At 52.0% G+C, this 17,204-nt stretch carries 16 protein-coding genes; 3 read left to right on the top strand and 13 right to left on the bottom strand.

Annotated elements, in window-relative coordinates; translation table 11 throughout:
• Positions 1 to 229 precede the first annotated feature (229 nt).
• A complete protein-coding gene (locus AC3ZPD_RS15950; RefSeq protein ID WP_490985278.1) occupies positions 230 to 1,654 on the bottom strand; it encodes an MATE family efflux transporter in 1,425 nt (474 codons plus the stop codon).
• 162 nt (positions 1,655 to 1,816) lie between these two features.
• Between AC3ZPD_RS15950 and AC3ZPD_RS15945 the strand changes: the two genes are divergently transcribed.
• The 3 genes from AC3ZPD_RS15945 to AC3ZPD_RS15935 all read left to right on the top strand — a co-directional run bounded on the left by AC3ZPD_RS15945 (position 1,817) and on the right by AC3ZPD_RS15935 (position 4,040).
• Entirely contained in the window at positions 1,817 to 2,698 is an 882-nt protein-coding gene (locus tag AC3ZPD_RS15945; RefSeq protein ID WP_490985277.1) for a helix-turn-helix domain-containing protein, read from the top strand.
• Between the two features lie 166 nt (positions 2,699 to 2,864).
• Positions 2,865 to 3,314 carry a DUF3450 domain-containing protein gene (locus tag AC3ZPD_RS15940; protein WP_490985276.1) on the top strand — a complete coding sequence of 150 codons (450 nt, stop codon included), beginning with the start codon at positions 2,865 to 2,867 and terminating at the stop codon, positions 3,312 to 3,314.
• A gap of 21 nt (positions 3,315 to 3,335) precedes the next feature.
• Entirely contained in the window at positions 3,336 to 4,040 is a 705-nt protein-coding gene (locus AC3ZPD_RS15935) for an AIM24 family protein (RefSeq protein ID WP_490985275.1), read from the top strand.
• A gap of 73 nt (positions 4,041 to 4,113) precedes the next feature.
• On the opposite strand, the gene phnE (AC3ZPD_RS15930) is transcribed toward AC3ZPD_RS15935, so the two are convergent.
• From phnE (AC3ZPD_RS15930) to AC3ZPD_RS15875, 12 genes are all read right to left on the bottom strand, one after another.
• Complete coding sequence (phnE, locus tag AC3ZPD_RS15930) at positions 4,114 to 4,920, bottom strand: phosphonate ABC transporter, permease protein PhnE (RefSeq protein ID WP_490985274.1); 807 nt, start codon at positions 4,918 to 4,920, stop codon at positions 4,114 to 4,116.
• A gap of 15 nt (positions 4,921 to 4,935) precedes the next feature.
• On the bottom strand, positions 4,936 to 5,751 hold the full coding sequence (gene phnE / locus AC3ZPD_RS15925) for a phosphonate ABC transporter, permease protein PhnE (protein WP_490985273.1): 816 nt from the start codon (positions 5,749 to 5,751) through the stop codon (positions 4,936 to 4,938).
• Complete coding sequence (gene phnC, locus AC3ZPD_RS15920) at positions 5,744 to 6,526, bottom strand: phosphonate ABC transporter ATP-binding protein (protein WP_490985272.1); 783 nt, start codon at positions 6,524 to 6,526, stop codon at positions 5,744 to 5,746. The genes phnE (AC3ZPD_RS15925) and phnC overlap by 8 nt, the downstream gene beginning before the upstream one ends.
• 117 nt (positions 6,527 to 6,643) lie before the next feature.
• Complete coding sequence (locus tag AC3ZPD_RS15915; RefSeq protein WP_490985271.1) at positions 6,644 to 7,741, bottom strand: phosphate/phosphite/phosphonate ABC transporter substrate-binding protein; 1,098 nt, start codon at positions 7,739 to 7,741, stop codon at positions 6,644 to 6,646.
• A 279-nt stretch (positions 7,742 to 8,020) separates the two neighbouring features.
• Positions 8,021 to 9,133, bottom strand: a complete 1,113-nt coding sequence (locus AC3ZPD_RS15910) for a phosphodiester glycosidase family protein (protein ID WP_490985270.1) — start codon at positions 9,131 to 9,133, stop codon at positions 8,021 to 8,023.
• A 234-nt stretch (positions 9,134 to 9,367) separates the two neighbouring features.
• A complete protein-coding gene (locus tag AC3ZPD_RS15905; protein WP_490985269.1) occupies positions 9,368 to 10,822 on the bottom strand; it encodes a SulP family inorganic anion transporter in 1,455 nt (484 codons plus the stop codon).
• A 198-nt stretch (positions 10,823 to 11,020) separates the two neighbouring features.
• Positions 11,021 to 11,491 (bottom strand): GNAT family N-acetyltransferase, encoded by a 471-nt coding sequence (locus tag AC3ZPD_RS15900; protein WP_490985268.1) that lies wholly within the window; start codon positions 11,489 to 11,491, stop codon positions 11,021 to 11,023.
• A gap of 174 nt (positions 11,492 to 11,665) precedes the next feature.
• Entirely contained in the window at positions 11,666 to 12,088 is a 423-nt protein-coding gene (locus AC3ZPD_RS15895) for a universal stress protein (protein ID WP_490985267.1), read from the bottom strand.
• A gap of 22 nt (positions 12,089 to 12,110) precedes the next feature.
• Entirely contained in the window at positions 12,111 to 13,322 is a 1,212-nt protein-coding gene (locus tag AC3ZPD_RS15890) for an MFS transporter (protein WP_490985266.1), read from the bottom strand.
• A gap of 64 nt (positions 13,323 to 13,386) precedes the next feature.
• Positions 13,387 to 13,812: a MerR family transcriptional regulator gene (locus AC3ZPD_RS15885; RefSeq protein ID WP_490985265.1), complete on the bottom strand. Its 426-nt coding sequence runs from the start codon at positions 13,810 to 13,812 to the stop codon at positions 13,387 to 13,389.
• A gap of 241 nt (positions 13,813 to 14,053) precedes the next feature.
• Entirely contained in the window at positions 14,054 to 16,081 is a 2,028-nt protein-coding gene (locus AC3ZPD_RS15880) for a bifunctional 2',3'-cyclic-nucleotide 2'-phosphodiesterase/3'-nucleotidase (protein WP_490985264.1), read from the bottom strand.
• Positions 16,082 to 16,171: 90 nt separating this feature from the next.
• On the bottom strand, positions 16,172 to 17,185 hold the full coding sequence (locus AC3ZPD_RS15875) for a DUF3231 family protein (RefSeq protein ID WP_490985263.1): 1,014 nt from the start codon (positions 17,183 to 17,185) through the stop codon (positions 16,172 to 16,174).
• Positions 17,186 to 17,204: the final 19 nt, after the last annotated feature.

Raw genomic sequence — 17,204 nt, 5'->3', positions numbered from 1 at the left:
TTTTACCAATAAAAGACCTCAGGTCCAGACCGGAGGAACATGCATCAGAAATATAAGTCTACAAGCACTATATCTTGTTTATGTTAACTGAATATGAACCAGGAAAGCAAAATGAGCAGCGCCGCAACTTTCCACGTTCCCCGGCCGGATATATTCCTTTTTAGCTATCAAAAATTCAGATACCAAAAAGGCACCTCTCCCCCTCAAGGGAAAGATGCCTTCTTTTCCTTTATTCCGCCGAAAAAACAGCTCCCGGCCGTGCGGAACCGCCGCCCCCGGTCCAGCTCTTCCGGGTCGCCGCCTCGCGTTCCAGCTCCTGTTCCTTGATCCGGAGCCGTTTGCGCGCTCGCCAGCGGATAAACGAAATCACTCCGCGTGTATATTCATCGGCTATCATGCAGCTGTAAATCGCCGTAATGCCCCAGGCGGCAGACACGCCCAGCAGGTAAGAACCGCCCACGGCTACCGTCCACATGACGATCAGGGAAATCGTCATCGTAAACCGGGCATCGCCCACCGCATTCAGCGAGTTGCCAAGCGCCATGTTGAGCATTTTCCCCGGCTGCAGCAGCACGTTCATCCACAATAAGGACTCCGCAATCTTCAGAATCGCCTCATCGTACGTAAACAGCCCAAGCAGGCTGCGGCCGCACAAAAGCAGGATCAGCGCGTTCAGCGTTACGAGCGGAAGACCAACGGCCAGCGCTTTATAGGAAGCCTTGTAGGCTTCTTTGGTTTTGCCTCCGCCAAAAAGATGGGCCACTTGGATTTGCACCGCCAGGGCAACCGAGAAACCAAGCAAAAAACAAAACGATTCCAGCGTATTCATATAAGTCCGCGCCGCCAAATCTTTGGCGCCGAGAATGGCGAGGAAAGAAAAGATGACCAGCTGGGAGAAAAACCAGCTTGCCGAGTTGACGCCCAGCGGCCAGCCGATGTCCATGATCTCTTTAAAGAGCTTGCGGCTGAACAGCCTTAAGTCTTTAAAGGAAATTTTCCGGCAGAACGCGTTCAGGAAAATCATAAACAGCACGATGCAGGCCAGCGTCCGGCTCGTCACGGTTGAAATGCCTACCCCGGCCAGACCGATATCCGGGAACCCTAATTTGCCGAAGATGAAGCAATAGTTGAGCCCGATATGCACCAGGTTCATGCCGACTGCGATCAGCATCGGCGCTTTGGTATTGCCCGTGCTGCGGATTTCAGTGCCCAGCACCGCTATCAGCGCCGTCAGGACCATCCCCCCTCCGACGATGGAGATATAGGTTTTGCCCAGGGACATGAGTTCGTCCGGAAGCTGCAAAATCCGTGCAATCGGTCCCGGAAAAGCGATCAGCACAAGACTAAGCACCACGCCGATCAAAGCGGTAACCTTTAAACCGATTATGCCGACCGACCGGGCCTCTTCTTCTTTGGCCGAGCCGATTTTCTGGGCGATCAGGATCCCCGCCCCGCTGGCCACCGTCACAAACAAAGTGGTCAGCGCATTAAACAGCTGATTGGAGAAGCCGACCACGGCTACGGCATCGTCCGACAAGTGGCTGACCATCAGCGTATCGACAGCGCCGAGCAGAAACTGCAGGAACTGTTCGATAAAGATAGGCCAGGCGAGCATCCATAAAGAGAATTTATGGGACGATTCTTTTTTCAACATTAAAACCTCCCGAAGGGAAAAAAACGGAACAGAACCGTTTCTTTTTCTCATTTTTGTCTGAAACAAATTATAGATGGTATACTGAATCGGTACTATCACTTTTACAACCGAAAATTTCATTATTCAAACCATATATCCCCTTGGGGAAGGAAGGTCTTTTTTATGCTTATGCTGGAGTTTACGGTTCCGCCGCTCCCCCATTTCATCGCCTGCGATTATGGACGCCTGCCCATAGGCTCACGCCATGTCAGCAGAAGGAATACGGGTATCTTTGACCTGCTGTTCGTGAAAAGCGGCTGTATTTATATCGGCGAGGAAGGCCGGGATTATGAGGTGTCTGCGGGCGACTGCTTCATTCTGACGCCGGACCGCTACCACTATTCGACGGCTGAATGCCGGGAGGACACCTTTTATTTCTGGCTTCATTTTCAAACGACCGGTCCTTGGGCCCTGCTGGAGCAGCCTTCGGAATACCGTCTGGAGCATACCGTACCCGAAGCGCCTGTTTTTCTGCCGACCTATACGACAACCCCCTTTACCCAGCTGCTTCCGCAGTTCGTGCATCTGCCGCAGCCCGGCAAATTCAGCGATGTGCTCGAAGAATTGACCCTGCTCGGCAAATCGCTGCATTTATCCGGCAGCCGATTCAAACAGCAGCTGTTGTTTCAGGAGGTGCTGCGCCAGCTCGCCGACTTCGGAGCAAGCGAACCTCCGTCCGCGCAAATCGTTTGCGCCGAAAGGGCGGCCGCTTACCTGCGCGAGCATTACCGGGACGAAGTGACCGCCAAGGCGCTTGGCGAAAGCATTAATTTTCATCCGGTGTACATCGCCCGCTGCATGCAAAAGGTGTTCGGCTGCTCGCCGGCCGCTTATCTCGTGCGCTACCGGGTGGAGCGCTCCAAGCTGCTGCTGCAGCAAACCGATTTGTCCATCGCCCGGATTGCCGAAGAGGTCGGCTTTAACCAGGCCGCTTATTTTACGTCCTGTTTCGTGAAATATGAAGGGGTATCACCGCGGAAATACCGGCAGCGGTTTGCCTTTTGAAAATTGTACTGCTCTCCTGTATTCTTTCTGAAAAAAACGCGAAAATTGTCGCAAAAACCGGCCGTTTTTGGAAACTTTAAGTCGGAACGTTTCGTATTAAATACTAGAAAAGGGCAAGCCCGGCTTGCCCTTTTGCTGACGTTTTAATTAGGAAAGGAGTGCCCTGATGCGCATGAACAAGGCCAAAGCGATCGTCGTCCGTTTCCTGCTCGCCGCAACTCTTCTTCTATCCGGTATTGTCACCTTAACTTTTCATGCCCCTGCCGCGCACGCTAATTTTATTAACGATATAAATAACGGGATCAAAAGCTTTTCCGAAGTGCCTGTAGAAATCAACCGCCTTCAGGAAAACTACGATAGCGCTGCCCAGCAGCTGCAGGATACGCAGAGCAGCCTGGAAAGCTACCGCCAGCAAAGCGAGGACCTGGCCGCTCAAAATGAGCAGCTTTCGGCGCAAAACACCCAGCTTGCCGAAACCGTACAGTCGCTGCAGGAAATCAATGCCGCCAGGGAAGCTACTTCCCATAAGCTGCGGATCATGCTGTACACGGCCATCGGGCTGTTTATCGGCTATTTTGCGCTGAAACGTATCGTACGTCTGATGCTTCGCAAATAATTGTGTTAAGGAGGACAAGCCTTGGATATCCGGTTTGAAACGGGAACGCCGCAGGCTTTAGGCGAAGCCGCCACCTTCCGCCTGAGCGAAGGCGAAACCGCCCATGTGCTGCATCCGAGCCAGATCATCGCTTATCGCGGCGCTTCCGCCCTTCGGGTGGACAGGCTGATGGACGTCAAAGGCATGTACCGGAAAAACAAGCTGATCCGGGCCGATCTCAGCGGGCCCTGCGAGTTTATCGCCGCCCTGCCGCCCGGTTACAGCCTGAAACCCGTGGACTTAGAAGCGGGCAGCGATCTTCTGTACGACTATAAACATCTCTTTTATTACACGGAAGGGGTGACCATGCAGAGCCGGATCCTGAACGTCAAAAACATGCTGATCACCCGGGACGCCATCAAAATGAAATTTTCCGGCAACGGGCAGATCGGCCTGCTGACCGAAGGGCATGTCGTCGAAGCCGTCCTTCATCCTTCCGAGCCGCTTTACGTGCAAGCAAGCAGCGTGATCGCATACCCGGAGAACGCGCGGATGGAGCTTGCCGTTTACGGCAACCATCTTGCCAGCCAGCATATGAGCTACCATTGGAAAATGACCGGCCTCGGCTCCGTGCTGCTGCAGGCCGGACGCGAAAGTGGCAAGCTGGAGGAAAATCTGCAAAACGACGGTTTGTTCAAGCGGATATTGCGAGAAGTTATTCCGTTCGGAGGCGTGTTTATAAAATAAGAAAAAGCCCAGCCGGAGCGGCTGGGTTTTTCTACAGTCGTTATTACAGTTGGTTTAAGGTTCTTGCAGCGGTTTAGCCTTTGATCAGCTTCGAGCGAAGTTTATTGGAAAGAAGCTCGATAATCAGGATAAGGATGACCAGTCCGATCAAAATCGATCCGACCTGGTTCCACTTGTAACCGTTCATCGCAAAAATAAGCGGCGCGCCGATCCCCCCGGCCCCTACCAGGCCCAGGATGGAGGCTTCACGCATGTTCATGTCAAACCGATAAATGGTGACGGACATAAAGATCGACAGCAGCTGCGGAATGATCCCGTAGCGGACCTTCTCAAAGGTGCTGCATCCGATGGAAGTCATCGACTCCAGCACCCGTGTATCCAGCTCTTCAATAGCATCCACGTACAGCTTGGCCAGCATGCCGATCGAGGTGATGCCGATCGTGAGCACGCCGGCAAACGGACCTGGACCGGACACGCGGATAAACATCAAACCATAAACAAGCGCGGGAATCGTCCGGATAATGATCAGCAATAACCGGGTCAGCCAGGCGATCGGTTTAGGCACGATATTGGAGGCCGCCAAAAAAGCGAGCGGAATGGATAAAATCGCGCCGACAATCGTTCCCAGAAAAGCAATGGCCAACGTTTGCAGCAGCAGATAAAGCACGCTCTGCTTCGTTCCGTTAAATAGCAGATGCCAATCGGGATGGATAATCCCCTTCACAATATTCGAAGCAATCTTGAGGCCGCTTTCGTTCACGTCCTTGAAGGTTACGGCCAACGCGGACCAGCCGATCAGCAAAATAACGATAATGGCGATCGTAAGGAAATACCAGGTTCTTTTTGGCGAAGCAAGAAGCTGCTTCTCTACAGTCGTCATAACACAACTTCTCCCTCAAATTAACTTTTTTCTAAAGTATTCGCTGACGGTTTCTATCACGTACACCGTCACAACAAGAGCCAGGATAATCATCCCTACGCTCGGATAATCGCGCCAGCCGAGGTTTTCATTGATCAGCAGGCCCACGCCGCCGGCGCCGACATAACCGAGGATCGCCGCATAACGCACGTTGCCTTCAAAACAGAACAGCGAGGTGGACAGGTAACCCGGCAGCACCTGGGGAATGATGGCCGAACGGAAAGCTTGGATTCGGGTCATGCCGATCGATTCCATGGCTTCAAAAGCACCCATGTCGACGTTTTCGATTTGCTCATATAATAATTTCCCTACGTAGGAAAGCGTGAACAGCAGGATGGCAACAACCCCCGCTGTGGGTCCAAGTCCGAATACGAAGGTGGCGACCAAAGCCGTTACAAGCGTAGGAAGCGTTCTTAGCAAACTCAGGATAATTTTAAATACGGCCACGACATACCGATTCCGGATGATATTGGCTGAAGCCGCTACCGCAAACGGAAGCGCCAGCACGGCTCCAATGAACGACCCCAGCAAAGACATTTGCAGCGTAGCCAGGAGAGCGCCCAACAAGTCGTCAAAATAATTCCATTTCGGCGGAATCATATCGCCGATAATGACAAAAAACTGGTCAATCCGGCTGAACAGCACCTTCAGGCTGAAGTCGGTAAGCTGCACCGAATAGATAGTAGCAACAATCAGGATGAGCAAAATTAGCGGCAGCCGCGTTCTTTTTTCCAAAACGACCTTACCGTCGGGCAGGACTATTTTTTTAGGCGGAAAAATTTTATCATACATAGGCCGGAGTCTCCTCGAGCGGAGCCGAAGCTTCCTCGGCTTGTCCTCCGTAGATGGCGTCCAAAATCTCCTTAGTCACCTTGCCCGATTCCCCGTCGAAGACAACGGCCCCTTTGTGGATGCCGATAATGCGGTCGGCATATTCAAGAGCGATTTCCACGTGGTGGATATTCATGATAACGGAGATGTTCAATTCTTGATTAATGCGTTTAAAGTCGTCCATAACCATTTTGGCCGTAACCGGGTCCAAAGAAGCGATCGGCTCGTCCGCCAAAATAATGTCCGGATTCTGGGCCAGCGTGCGCGCCAAAGCAACCCGCTGCTGCTGTCCGCCGGAAAGCTGGTCCACCCGGACATACGCCTTGTCCAAAATGCCCACCTTATCCAGGGCTTCCAAAGCTTTAATCTTCTGCTCACGTTTATAAACCCCTGTCAGCTTACGCCAGAACGGCAGGTCAGGTACAAAGGAGACGAGCACATTTTTCATCACGGTTGTCCGGGTTACGAGGTTAAAGGACTGAAAGATCATCCCGATTCTTCTGCGGAAACGGCGGACTTGCTTCCCTCTCAGCTTGGCAACGTCAACGTTGTCCACGTTTAACTGTCCGCCGGTGATTTCGTGCATGCGGTTGATGCAGCGGATCAGCGTGGACTTCCCCGCACCGGAAAGACCGATGACGGCAACGAATTCGCCTTGTTCGATTTTCAGATTAATATTTTGCAACGCAACTGTACCGTTAGCGTATTTCTTTTCCACATCAATAAACTCTATCATGGAATTCCCCCGATCTCTTTAGTCTCAACTGTCTTGAACTAGGAAAAGATGAGAGCATCATGTAGGCATGATGCTCTCACCTTTTAAAGGAAATCCTGACAAATGGTTAGGTAACGATTATTTCTTCAAACTTTTAATAACTTCTTGCGCTTTTCTTTCGGCATCGTAATCGGAGGATTGAGCCGCTTTATATCCTTCATGGCTGTAGATGGCGATAACTTTTTTGCCTTCTTCCGTTTGGCCGATGGCGATAAAGGCATCCTGCAGCGCTTTTTTGAAGTCGTCGGTCATGATCGGATCGTTTTTGCTTACGCTGATTGTATCGTTATAGATACCGTCCGTTACGCCAATTACGTTTGTTTCGTCCCAGATCGTTTTGCTGCGGCCGAAATCGGTTGTCCATTGTTTCTCGAAGTCTCTTCTTGCATCGGCATAAGCGACAACGACGTCAGCTTGGCCAGCCGCAAGGCGGGCAAAGGAGCTGCCGTAGGAATCCGAGGTTACAACATGAGCCAAATCCGTGATGCCTTTGTTGTAGTTCTTTTGCAGCCAAAGCGTTGGGTAAATATAACCTGCGGAAGACGAAGTCGACATTACGGCCCAGTTGGCGCTGTTCAGGTCGTCCCAAGTCAATTGTTGACCGGCGTTGACTTTAGCTGCCAGTTCTTGTCCTTTCTTGGAAGGACCCGTAAAGAACAAGGCGCGGTAGTAAGTCGCTTGATCTGTAGTGGGTTGAGTGGGTTTGTTATCGTTCCAATCTTTCGGATTATCGGAATCGTTCGACAATCCGGCGCGCGTAGCCGTCAAAATAACGTCAGCGCCATCGTCGTATAGCACGTAAGTTCCACCCGGGATGAAACCAACATCCGTTGTTCCAGCCGTCAAAGCTTCCCCTACTGCTTCGTAAGTCGTACCTACATCGATACTAACGGTATCTACGTTGTAACCTTCTGTAGCCAGTTGTTTCTTCAACAAATCTTTAAGCGGATCGGTAGCGGTAATGATTTCTCCCGGATCTTTGGATGGAACAAAGCTTACTTTCAGCTCCTTGATTTCCTTCGATGCGTCGGCAGCCGGTGCAGAAGCGGTATTGTCTGCAGAAGTGTTGCCCGCGGATGAATTGCTGTTTGCTGCCGTGTTGTTGTTAGAGCCGCAGCCTGCCAGAAGCACAAGAATCAATGCGAACATGGCAAAAAGAGAAAGCTTGTTTTTCACTCTAGTGATCCCCCTAGTTTATAATTTTCTGAAACACATGACCATCATACTAATCCTATATTAGCGAGTTGTTAACAAGTTGTAAATTAATATATTAATTTTTTCGATATTGTCGCTGGTTTTGTGAAGATTGTAAAATTATGTTAAAACATGCAGCGAGTTTCCCTTTAATTCGAGATCTTCCAGCTTTGTTTTCCATCCTCCGCAAAACGAGGCGCAAAAAACCCGCAGGAGAGTTTCCTGCGGGTTTTGCTTTTAAAAAACGGCGGTTAGCGGCCCCTATTTCTTCCCTCCGTCGATCTCCTTCGGATCCAGCCCTTTCCAAACATTCGGCACGCTGACGTTCTCCGGATGGTCAAACACCAGGAAGGCCGTCGGCAGATAACGTTCGCCGTATTGGGAGGAAGGTTTGTTGAGGATATCGCCGTCCTTGACCAGCACGGTTGAGGAACCTCCGTCCAGATTGGCGGCGATGACGGCCCCGTGCTTCAGCATGATGTTCTGGACATCGTACAAATCGGCCCCGATGCTGTAGCCGGGCTGGCGTCCATCGATGACCACAAACAGGATCGCGCCGTCGGCGCGCTGGCCCATCGCGGTGCGCGGGGCGATGCCCCAGCCGTCCTTGTGATTTTTGATCTGGCCTTTGCCGTTAACGATGATCCGAGGCTGGAAGGTCACGGCCTCCTGCACGTTCATGTCGCTGAGCTCTTTCAGCGAATAGCGGCCGGCGATCATTTTCCCCTGTTTGTCGATGCCTACGATCTGGGTGGAGCTGCTGCTGCCCAAACCGTTGTAATAAAGCTTGCCCTGCGAAATAACGACGCCGATCGGCTTAAAGCCGTTGCCCTTCCAGTTTGGATCGTCGAAGCCGCCCGCATTCACCCCGGCGATCGCCCCGAGGCGGTTGACCATGCTGGAGACCTTTTCGCCTTTCCCAACCTTGGCAGGCACGCCGAGCCGGATTTTGGTCGGATCATTGACGGTCATAATGTAGCCGTGATAACTGGCGCCCGAAATTTCCTCAATCTGCACGAGAGGTTTCTCCTCGGCTTTCACCGGAGTCGGGATGCTGATCGTGTGGGTATCTTTTTCGGTCCCCATCTGTTCGAACTGCTGCGTATATTCCGCCACACGTTTCTTCAGCTCGTCTTCCCCGATAATATATTTCGCCCACTTCCGGTGCTGGGTGGTAATTAACGTATCTGCCGCCAGATAGCGGAAGTTTTCTCCCGATTGGGTAAAGAAAAGCCAGCATACGCCGATAATGCCCAAGATTAGAAAAAATACAGCCAACCGGTATACAAAACGGAAAAATCCGCGTTTCTTCTTTTTCTTCTTTGTTCTGCCCGTCCTTGCATCCTGACGTTTGGGCAGCGCTGTTTGCGCCATGCGACGGTTCCTTCTTTCCTAGGATTAAATGATAACAATGAAAAGCTCCCGAAAGCAGCAGGAAAACTCTCCTGAAAACTCCGGTCACTTTCCATAATAGACGAAATGCCGACAATGAAAGTTTCATTTTTTTCATTTCCAAATCTGCGCTGCAGAACGGGAATTGGACCCATAAAAAAAGAGATCTCCGCCTTTGCGGAAATCCCTATACAGCTTTCATTCATGAAATGAAATTTAATGACCGCCCGTTCCGGCCAGGCCAATCCGCTCCACCAGCGCTTTGCTTTCGGCATTAAGCCCTTTAATGCGGACTTCCTTGCCGAGCTGCCGGTATTTCTCGACGACACGGGCGATGCCGTTTACCGCCGACTGATCCCAAATATGGGTTCCGGAAAAATCAATCGTGATCCGGTCCGGATCCTCGGCCGCATTAAATTCCTTCACGAAGTGATGCATCGTACCGAAAAACATCTGCCCGGAAACCTCGTACGTTTTGCTTCCGTCCTCCGAGGCTGACGCCGTCAGACGGACAACGGCCATTTTCCAGGCAAACACGACCGAGCTGAGCACAACGCCCACCGCTACGCCGATGGACAAATTATCCGTGGCTACCACGACGATGACCGTTACAATCATGATGATCGCGTCCGGCAGCGGAATTTTATTTAAGGTCGTTAAAGACTTCCAATCAAAAGTACCGATACAAACGACGATCATAACGCCGACCAGCGCCGCCATCGGGATCTGCTTGACGATATCGCCGAGCAGCACGAGCAAAATCATCAGAAACACGCCCGACACCAGGGTGGACAGGCGGGTTCTGCCGCCCGATTTGATGTTGATCATCGATTGGCCGATCATGGCGCAGCCGCCCATCCCGCCGAAAAAGCCGGTGACGATGTTCGCCATGCCTTGTCCGCGCATCTCGCGGTTTTTGTTGCTGCGGGTATCCGTCAAATCATCAATCAGCATTGCGGTCATCAGCGATTCCAGCAGCCCGACAAATGCCATGGACACCGAATAAGGCAAAATAATCATAAACGTATCCCAGGTAAATGGAATAGCCGGCAGATGGAAAGTCGGAAGAGCGCGGGACAGGCTGCCCAAATCGCCCACCTTGTAAACGTCCAGATGCAGCGTAATGGTCAACACCGAGACGATGAGGATCGCCACCAGCGCAGGCGGCACCGCCTTCGTAATTTTAGGCCATACGTAGATGATCACCAGCGTCAGCGCCACCAAGGCATACATCACCCAGCCCTGTCCTTTGAAATGCGTCAGCTGAGCCATAAAGATCAGAATCGCCAGCGCATTGACAAACCCCGTCATGACGGGTTGAGGCACAAAGGTTATAAACCGCCCCAGCTTCAGCGCGCCTAAAATAATCTGGAAAATACCGGCGAGCACGGCTGCCGCAAACAAATATTCAACGCCATGGTCCTTTACCAGCCCCGTCACCAAAAGCGCAACCGCTCCGGTAGCGGCGGAGATCATGCCCGGACGGCCTCCGGCAAGGGAAATAATGATCGCCATCGTAATCGACGCATACAAACCCGCCATCGGACTGACGCCGGCCACAATCGAAAAGGCAATCGCTTCGGGAATCAGCGCAAGGGCAACCGTCATACCGGACAGCACATCCGTCCGCGTATTTGAGAACCAGTGCTTTTTAAGTTGTGCCAATAACAAAGGTGAAATCCTCCTTTTTCGTCAAACAAAATAGCAGACACCCGAACTTCCGGTTTGCCTGCCTGAGATTATTATCTTCTATGGTCCGATGCAACGCTTATGCCTTCATTATACCTTCAAGCTAAAAAGGGCTGCAAAACCGGAATTCTTTTATGTAACCGCTTAAAATTTGCTTATCCTCATTTTTAATCGAAATTGCTAGATAAGCCTTTCATAGATTATGATTTCCCGGCCGTCTTCTTTCTGATTCGAAGCAATCGGCTTAAACCCCTGCATAATCCAGAAGTGATGCGCCGGCGCATTGTTGACCGTAACCCCGATTCGCACGCGGGATACTTCCCGTTCCTGCATCATCGCCAGAAACAGCTTAAAAACCTTCCTGCCATATCCGCGGCGCTGCCAAGGTTTGCCGATCAGGAGAAGTCCAAGCCAGGTTTGGCCGTCTTTCGGATTTTCCATCAAAAACTCCAGAATGCCGATCCGCTCATCGTTCAGCACGACGAAATACCTTTCGGTTCCCAATGCTTCGGATTCGCAGATCTCTTCCAGAGCTTCCTCCAAACTAAAATGTTTTTTTCCCTTGGAGACCAAATTGAAATACGGATCGGAGTTCATAAGCTCCATTTCCGAACGCACCTGGCCTTTCTTGATTCTCTCCAACGTTACCATGTATCGTCTATCTCCTTGGTTTTACTGGAATACATTGTAACCCAGAAAACCTTTTAGTTCTATAGATAAAAAAAATAGAACCGGCCCCCGCTTCCGCCTGAAAACAAACGGGATCAGGAGCCGGTTTATTCTTTTTGAAACCTACTTCCAAATAGCTTCGAAGGAAAAGCAACCTTATTTAGTGGTCAATACGGGACAAGACGCATGTTGAATCACATAATGGCTGACGGAGCCGATCAGAAGCTCGGAAACCAGTCCCAGGCCCCTGGTGCCCATCACAATCAGGTCGGCTCCCTCACGTGCGGCCGTTTGGCAAATGACTTTGCCGGGATCGCCGTGCTTCACTGCCGTCTGATATCCGCCATGCAGCTCCGCCAGCAGGTCCCGGACCGGGATCAGCGTTTGGCCGCCTTCCTCGGCGATCCGTTCATCCAGCTCCACGCCAACCGGCGGTTCGTTGATCGTCACGTCGGGATTGACGTGCAGCACGGTCAGCTTCGGCGTGGGGGCCGTGCTGAGCGCCAGTTCTTTTGCATAGGCCAAAGCATGGAGAGCATGCTCGGAACCGTCCACCGGAACCAGAATATGTTTGAACATTGCGGAACACTCCCTTGTTTAATTAATGACCTTCCATATTAATGCCGCGCAGATGTTTCCCGCGGGCGACCAAAACCACTACGGCAATAAGCACCATGGCACCGCCAAACCAGAAAGGCAGCTGGGCGTTGTACCATTCGGAGAGTTTGCCGGCCAGCCAAGGCGATACCGCTCCGCCGAGGAATCGGACAAAGCTGTAAGCCGCGGAAGCCGTTGAACGTTCAACCGGGGCAGCTTGCATAACCGCCGTTGTAATCAAGGTGTTGTTAATGCCAAGGAACAAGCCGGCTACGATAACGGCCACGATCACCGTATTGGGGGAATGGTTGATCGTCCCGATCGCCATGACGCCCAAATCAATCGCAAACAGCGTCAGCATCCAGCCGATGGAAGGCACCAGGTTGAATCTGCGCTGGATTTTCGGAGCGATAAACACAGAAGACAAAGCAAGCAGAACGCCCCATCCAAAAAACACATATCCCAAGCCATGTTCATCCAGATCCATGACATAAGGCGAATAAGCCATCAAGGTAAAAAAGCCGAAGTTGTACAAGAAAGCCACGATTCCAAGCGTGAGCAGGGACGGATAACCCAGCGCCTTGAACGGATCTTTCAAGGACGTTTTGGCTGCCGTTTTCTTGACTTTAGGAAGCACAAACAGGACAAACAGGAAACCGAGGAGCATCAGCCCGCTTACGCCAAAGAAGGGACCGCGCCAGGAGATGGAACCCAGCTCGCCGCCCAGCAGCGGACCTACCGAAATCCCCAGCCCCAATGCGGCTTCATACAAGATAATGGCTTTGGCCGTTCCCGACGTGGAAAAGCCGACGATCGCCGACAGCGCCGTCGCAATAAACAAGGCGTTGCCGAGGCCCCAGCCTGCACGGAAACCTACGATCTGGCTGATCGTATCCGACAACCCGCCAAGCCCAGAGAAAATAACGATAAAAACCATGCCCGTCAGCAATGTCCATTTAATGCCGATCCGGCTGGAAATAACGCCGGTAATCAGCATCGCCAGGCCGGTAACCAGGTTATAGCTCGTAAAGAGCAGGGACACCTGGCTTTTGCTGGCATGCAGCTGATCGGCGATGGCCGGCAGAATCGGATCGACCAGTCCAAGACCCATAAACGAGATGACACAGGCAAAAGCAACAGCCCAAACGGCTTTGGGCTGCGATAACATGCCGGAGCGTTTTTGCAGCTCCTCTGCATTGTGTGGTTCTGATTTCATGACTCCAACCCTCCAAATTCATTTCAGCATTAATTTGTTCCCCGTCAAAATTGCATAAATTCTGCTAGAGCTTAGCCAAAGCGGATTTCACAAGCTTCTGAAACTCCGTAAGCTCCTCTTGGAACCGCTGGATATTCTGGATCTTCTGCTCCATCAAAGCCAGCTGGCCCGTTACCGTCTTATCGATTTCGGCGAGTTTGCGCTTCCGTTCTTCAGGCGTCAGGCTGTTCATCTTCTCCATATAATCCTGACGCTGGCCTGTCAGCACCTCGGCATACTGGACGTACTGGTGCAGCTCCTGCAGCGAAAAACCCAGCACCTCGCGTGCGCTGACGATTCGCTTGAGCAAATCAATGTCGTTTTGACTGTAGAGCCTCATGCCTCCTTCGCTCCGCTGCGGAGACGGAAGCAGGCCAATTTCTTCATAATACCGGATCGTCCGTTTGGTCAGGCCGCATTCCCTGGCCACCTCGTCGATTTTATAAAGCATGTGCGCCTTCCCCTTTCTTAACCTGTTTTTCCCCTCCTATCCCCAAACAAAAAATACAATTGTTACACAATCATTTTTTAAGTATGTAAAATATTATATATCTGACTAACGTTAACGTCAACGTAAACTTTTTATCCTGAAATTAGGTGATTCTCTTATCGAGATTCCGGCTTAGTATTCCCGTTTTGCCAAAAAAAAGAGACCGTTCCTGTTCGGAAACGGTCTTCGAATTTTTTTCACCTTATTTCGCTGCAATCAAATGGTTCAAATCGACCCTGAATTTGGCAAAGCCGGCTTCGTCCATCCCTTCGAACTGTAGCCCCTCCCATCCTTCCGCTGCCTGGACGGCTTTCGGTGAAGTCAGAATCGTCGTATTGGGCTGCCCGCCCGGAGCGAGCAGCTTCCAATTGCCGTCCGCATAAGGATGGATGATGCCCGTGTCTTTAATGTATTGCGTAAGCACCTGACGGTTCTCCTCCGTGGAAGCCAGCACGATTCGCTGCCCGCCCGGATTCGCAAGCTCGGACGAAAACGCCCGATAGCTGTTGGTCGCTACGATAAAAAACTGTTCGTGGCCCACGGGGCGGCCCTCGAAAGCCAGCTCCACGATCCGGTTCGCCTCAGGGTGGATCAGCTTGCCTGCCGCATCGTATTTCGCCGGCCCGGTCACGTCAATCTTATAGTCAACCCCGTCGATCACGTCGAAATTAAAGCTTGGGAAATCCGGATTGATCAGCGGCTGCTCATCCGGTGAATCCGGATCGATCTGTGCAAACAGACCCGCGGCCCACTCCAGCCATTCCTTCACTTCGGCGCCGTTCAGATGCAGAGCATGCAGCGTGTTCGGATAGTTGTACAAATCCGCGATATGTTTGATGGCCAAACCGCCGGCCGGAATGCTTGTAAAATGGCCGGGGCCGTATCGGCCTCCCGTCTTGAACGGCGCCGAAGCCGCAAGCACGGGCAGTCCTTCATAGACCGTACCCGCCATTTGCTTACGGGTATAATCCCGCTGCGCATCATTGATGAGCTGAACGGAGCTGTCGTCCGCAATCAGGGAGAAATAGCTGTGGATCGGCCCCGTTGTCTGCCCTACCGCTCCCCGGATGTAAGCCAGCACTTCTTCATGGCTGTCCGCAAGCAGCCGGGCCAATTCCCCGTCGGGCTCGACGAGCGGTTTGCCCGCAGCCGCATCATACATCGGCCTGCATTCGGCTCTCCCGTCCGTCACCCGCCAGCGGCCGTCCCGCTGCTCCAGCTCCAGGTCGATGATCCCCAGATGTTCCCCCGCATAACCGGGCTCCACGGCCGGAATGCCGTAAATCGTCCCGCGTTCGTTATCGACGCCGGTTTTCCCTTCGAAAAAAGGGCCGGGAAACAGCTTGTGCGCGTGCCCGAAAACGATGGCGTCCACATCCGGCACCCGGCCGAAATGAAGCGCGGCATTTTCCATGTAAGGCGTTTCCGGCAGGTCTTCATATCCGGCATGGACCATGGCGATGACGATTTCCGCCCCCTGCTCCTTCATGACCGGAATCCATTCCCGGGCCGTTTCCAGCATATCGCGCACCTTGATTTTGCCTTCGAGGTTGCTTTTGTCCCACTGCATGATCTGGGGAGGAACAAAACCGATCAGTCCGATTTTTACCGTACGTTCTGTCCCGTCTTCACATTTGAGCGGTTTGTCCAGCAAAACATAAGGCTGAAACAAGGGGCGGCCTTTGGCGGCGGCAGTCCCGTCCGCCTCATCCCCCTCGTGTCCGGCAGCGATAATATTAGCATTCGTAATAGGGAAATCGGCCATTTTCAAGCATTGCTGAAGGTAATCCAGGCCGTAATTGAATTCATGATTGCCCAGCGTCCCGGCGTCATAGCCAAGATAATTCATCGCTTTAAATACCGGGTGAATGCCGCTCCCCGCGGCCTTGGCCGAAGCTGAGCCTCCAGCCGAACCGGCGGAATTGGCGGCTTTCTGCGCTTCATAATCGCCCATCGGCGAGCCCTGCAAAATGTCCCCGTTGTCAAGCAGCAGGCTGTTCGGCGCTTCGGCTCTGGCCTGCCGGATCAGTCCGGCCGTATAAACAAGCCCGTTCCGGTCGGTCTCCTGATCGCCGTAATAATCGTAGCCGAGCAGATGTACATGCACGTCTGTGGTCGCCATGATCCGCAGCTTGGAGCCTGCCGTTTTTTTCGATGGGGATAAGTCTTGTTTCGAGGTTTGCCCCTTTTGTCTCATTAATTTCATTTGTTCCATTTGTTCCGTATCCAAAGCATTTCCTCCCGCAGCCTTTTATCATTATCGAGTATACAGGCTTTGGCTCCTAAATGCTTATTTTATTCGTCCATTTCCCATAAAAGCTCAGGCTTTGGTTAATTCCTTTCTATCCGGCGCTTCAGGCGGTTCCTCCAGATAACCGTGTCTAATCATCATTTTCGCCCCGTCTTCCGCATAGGTCGCTATTTCCGCGGCTAATCTGAGATAGGTTGCAGCTATATCCTTCCGCGGGCTCGCCGCAGCCGCCAATCCATAATTTGCCGTTCCCGCCCCGACCAGAAGAGAAATGTGAAACAGGATCAGCTTGTCCGAAAACGGCGGCTCCTGCGAATACGTAATCTCGGAATCCCAAGTCATGGGAATCGGCAGGCCGTCGGCGCTCAAGACTTCCGAAAACTCTTTCACGTGTTTGGCGGAAATGTCCACCCCCTGGCGCAAAAACTTCCGGATTTCCTCCGACCGGACCACCTGGCTGAATCCGATCAAAAGCGCTTTGCCTAACGCATTAGTTTGAATGTTGGAGAAGAGGTGGCTGATCTCAATGGCCGTAAGCGGGCGTTTTTCCATGAACCCGAAGAACCCTCCGGATAAAAAACGGTTGCTTTCCACGAACCTCGCTTTCTCAGGAACGGGCATGTAAGGCGGACGAATAAAAATACCTTTTTCCAGCAGCACCTCCGTGACCTTCTGGTCCAGGGCTTCCACCTGGTACAGGCATTCGCGGTAAAAACTTCTGATGTCCAGTCTCGCGCTCATGGAGTAGGCCATGCTGTGCATCGCCAAACCGACTTTGGACATGTTTTTGATATAAAACAGATAGAAGTGGTCCGAAAATAAACGCGTGGCGCCTTCGTTGACGTCTTCTTCCAGAAAGCCTATGGGCAGCGGGAAATTTTCTTCGTGGAGCAATGCTGAAATCTCTTCAAGGTGCCTGTTCGATAAGCTTAGCGTCAGTTTGATCAAGGATCGGGTTTCGGCATGATCAACATTGTTCAAAAAATGTTTCATGGTGCAAACCGACATGGAATCATTGATGTAGGTACTCCAAAGCAATCCCATCTCGGTGGAAGTTAATGGCGGGCGATGCTCCTTGCTCATATGCGCTCTCCTTCTCTGG

It is taken from the genome of Paenibacillus mobilis (assembly GCF_058267595.1).
Note: the sequence above shows the minus strand (reverse complement) of the source record. Positions and strands in the feature narration are given on the sequence as shown.

Excerpts from the sequence above, each read along its gene's own strand:
- AC3ZPD_RS15940 (WP_490985276.1), top strand. The coding sequence starts at position 2,865 with ATGCGCATGAACAAGGCCAAAGCGATCGTCGTCCGTTTCCTGCTCGCC.
- AC3ZPD_RS15885 (WP_490985265.1), bottom strand. The coding sequence starts at position 13,812 with ATGCTTTATAAAATCGACGAGGTGGCCAGGGAATGCGGCCTGACCAAA.
- phnE (WP_490985273.1), bottom strand. The coding sequence starts at position 5,751 with ATGTATGATAAAATTTTTCCGCCTAAAAAAATAGTCCTGCCCGACGGT.
- AC3ZPD_RS15910 (WP_490985270.1), bottom strand. The coding sequence starts at position 9,133 with ATGGCGCAAACAGCGCTGCCCAAACGTCAGGATGCAAGGACGGGCAGA.
- AC3ZPD_RS15950 (WP_490985278.1), bottom strand. The coding sequence starts at position 1,654 with ATGTTGAAAAAAGAATCGTCCCATAAATTCTCTTTATGGATGCTCGCC.
- AC3ZPD_RS15945 (WP_490985277.1), top strand. The coding sequence starts at position 1,817 with ATGCTTATGCTGGAGTTTACGGTTCCGCCGCTCCCCCATTTCATCGCC.
- AC3ZPD_RS15895 (WP_490985267.1), bottom strand. The coding sequence starts at position 12,088 with ATGTTCAAACATATTCTGGTTCCGGTGGACGGTTCCGAGCATGCTCTC.
- AC3ZPD_RS15875 (WP_490985263.1), bottom strand. The coding sequence starts at position 17,185 with ATGAGCAAGGAGCATCGCCCGCCATTAACTTCCACCGAGATGGGATTG.
- AC3ZPD_RS15900 (WP_490985268.1), bottom strand. The coding sequence starts at position 11,491 with ATGGTAACGTTGGAGAGAATCAAGAAAGGCCAGGTGCGTTCGGAAATG.
- phnE (WP_490985274.1), bottom strand. The coding sequence starts at position 4,920 with ATGACGACTGTAGAGAAGCAGCTTCTTGCTTCGCCAAAAAGAACCTGG.
- AC3ZPD_RS15890 (WP_490985266.1), bottom strand. The coding sequence starts at position 13,322 with ATGAAATCAGAACCACACAATGCAGAGGAGCTGCAAAAACGCTCCGGC.
- phnC (WP_490985272.1), bottom strand. The coding sequence starts at position 6,526 with ATGATAGAGTTTATTGATGTGGAAAAGAAATACGCTAACGGTACAGTT.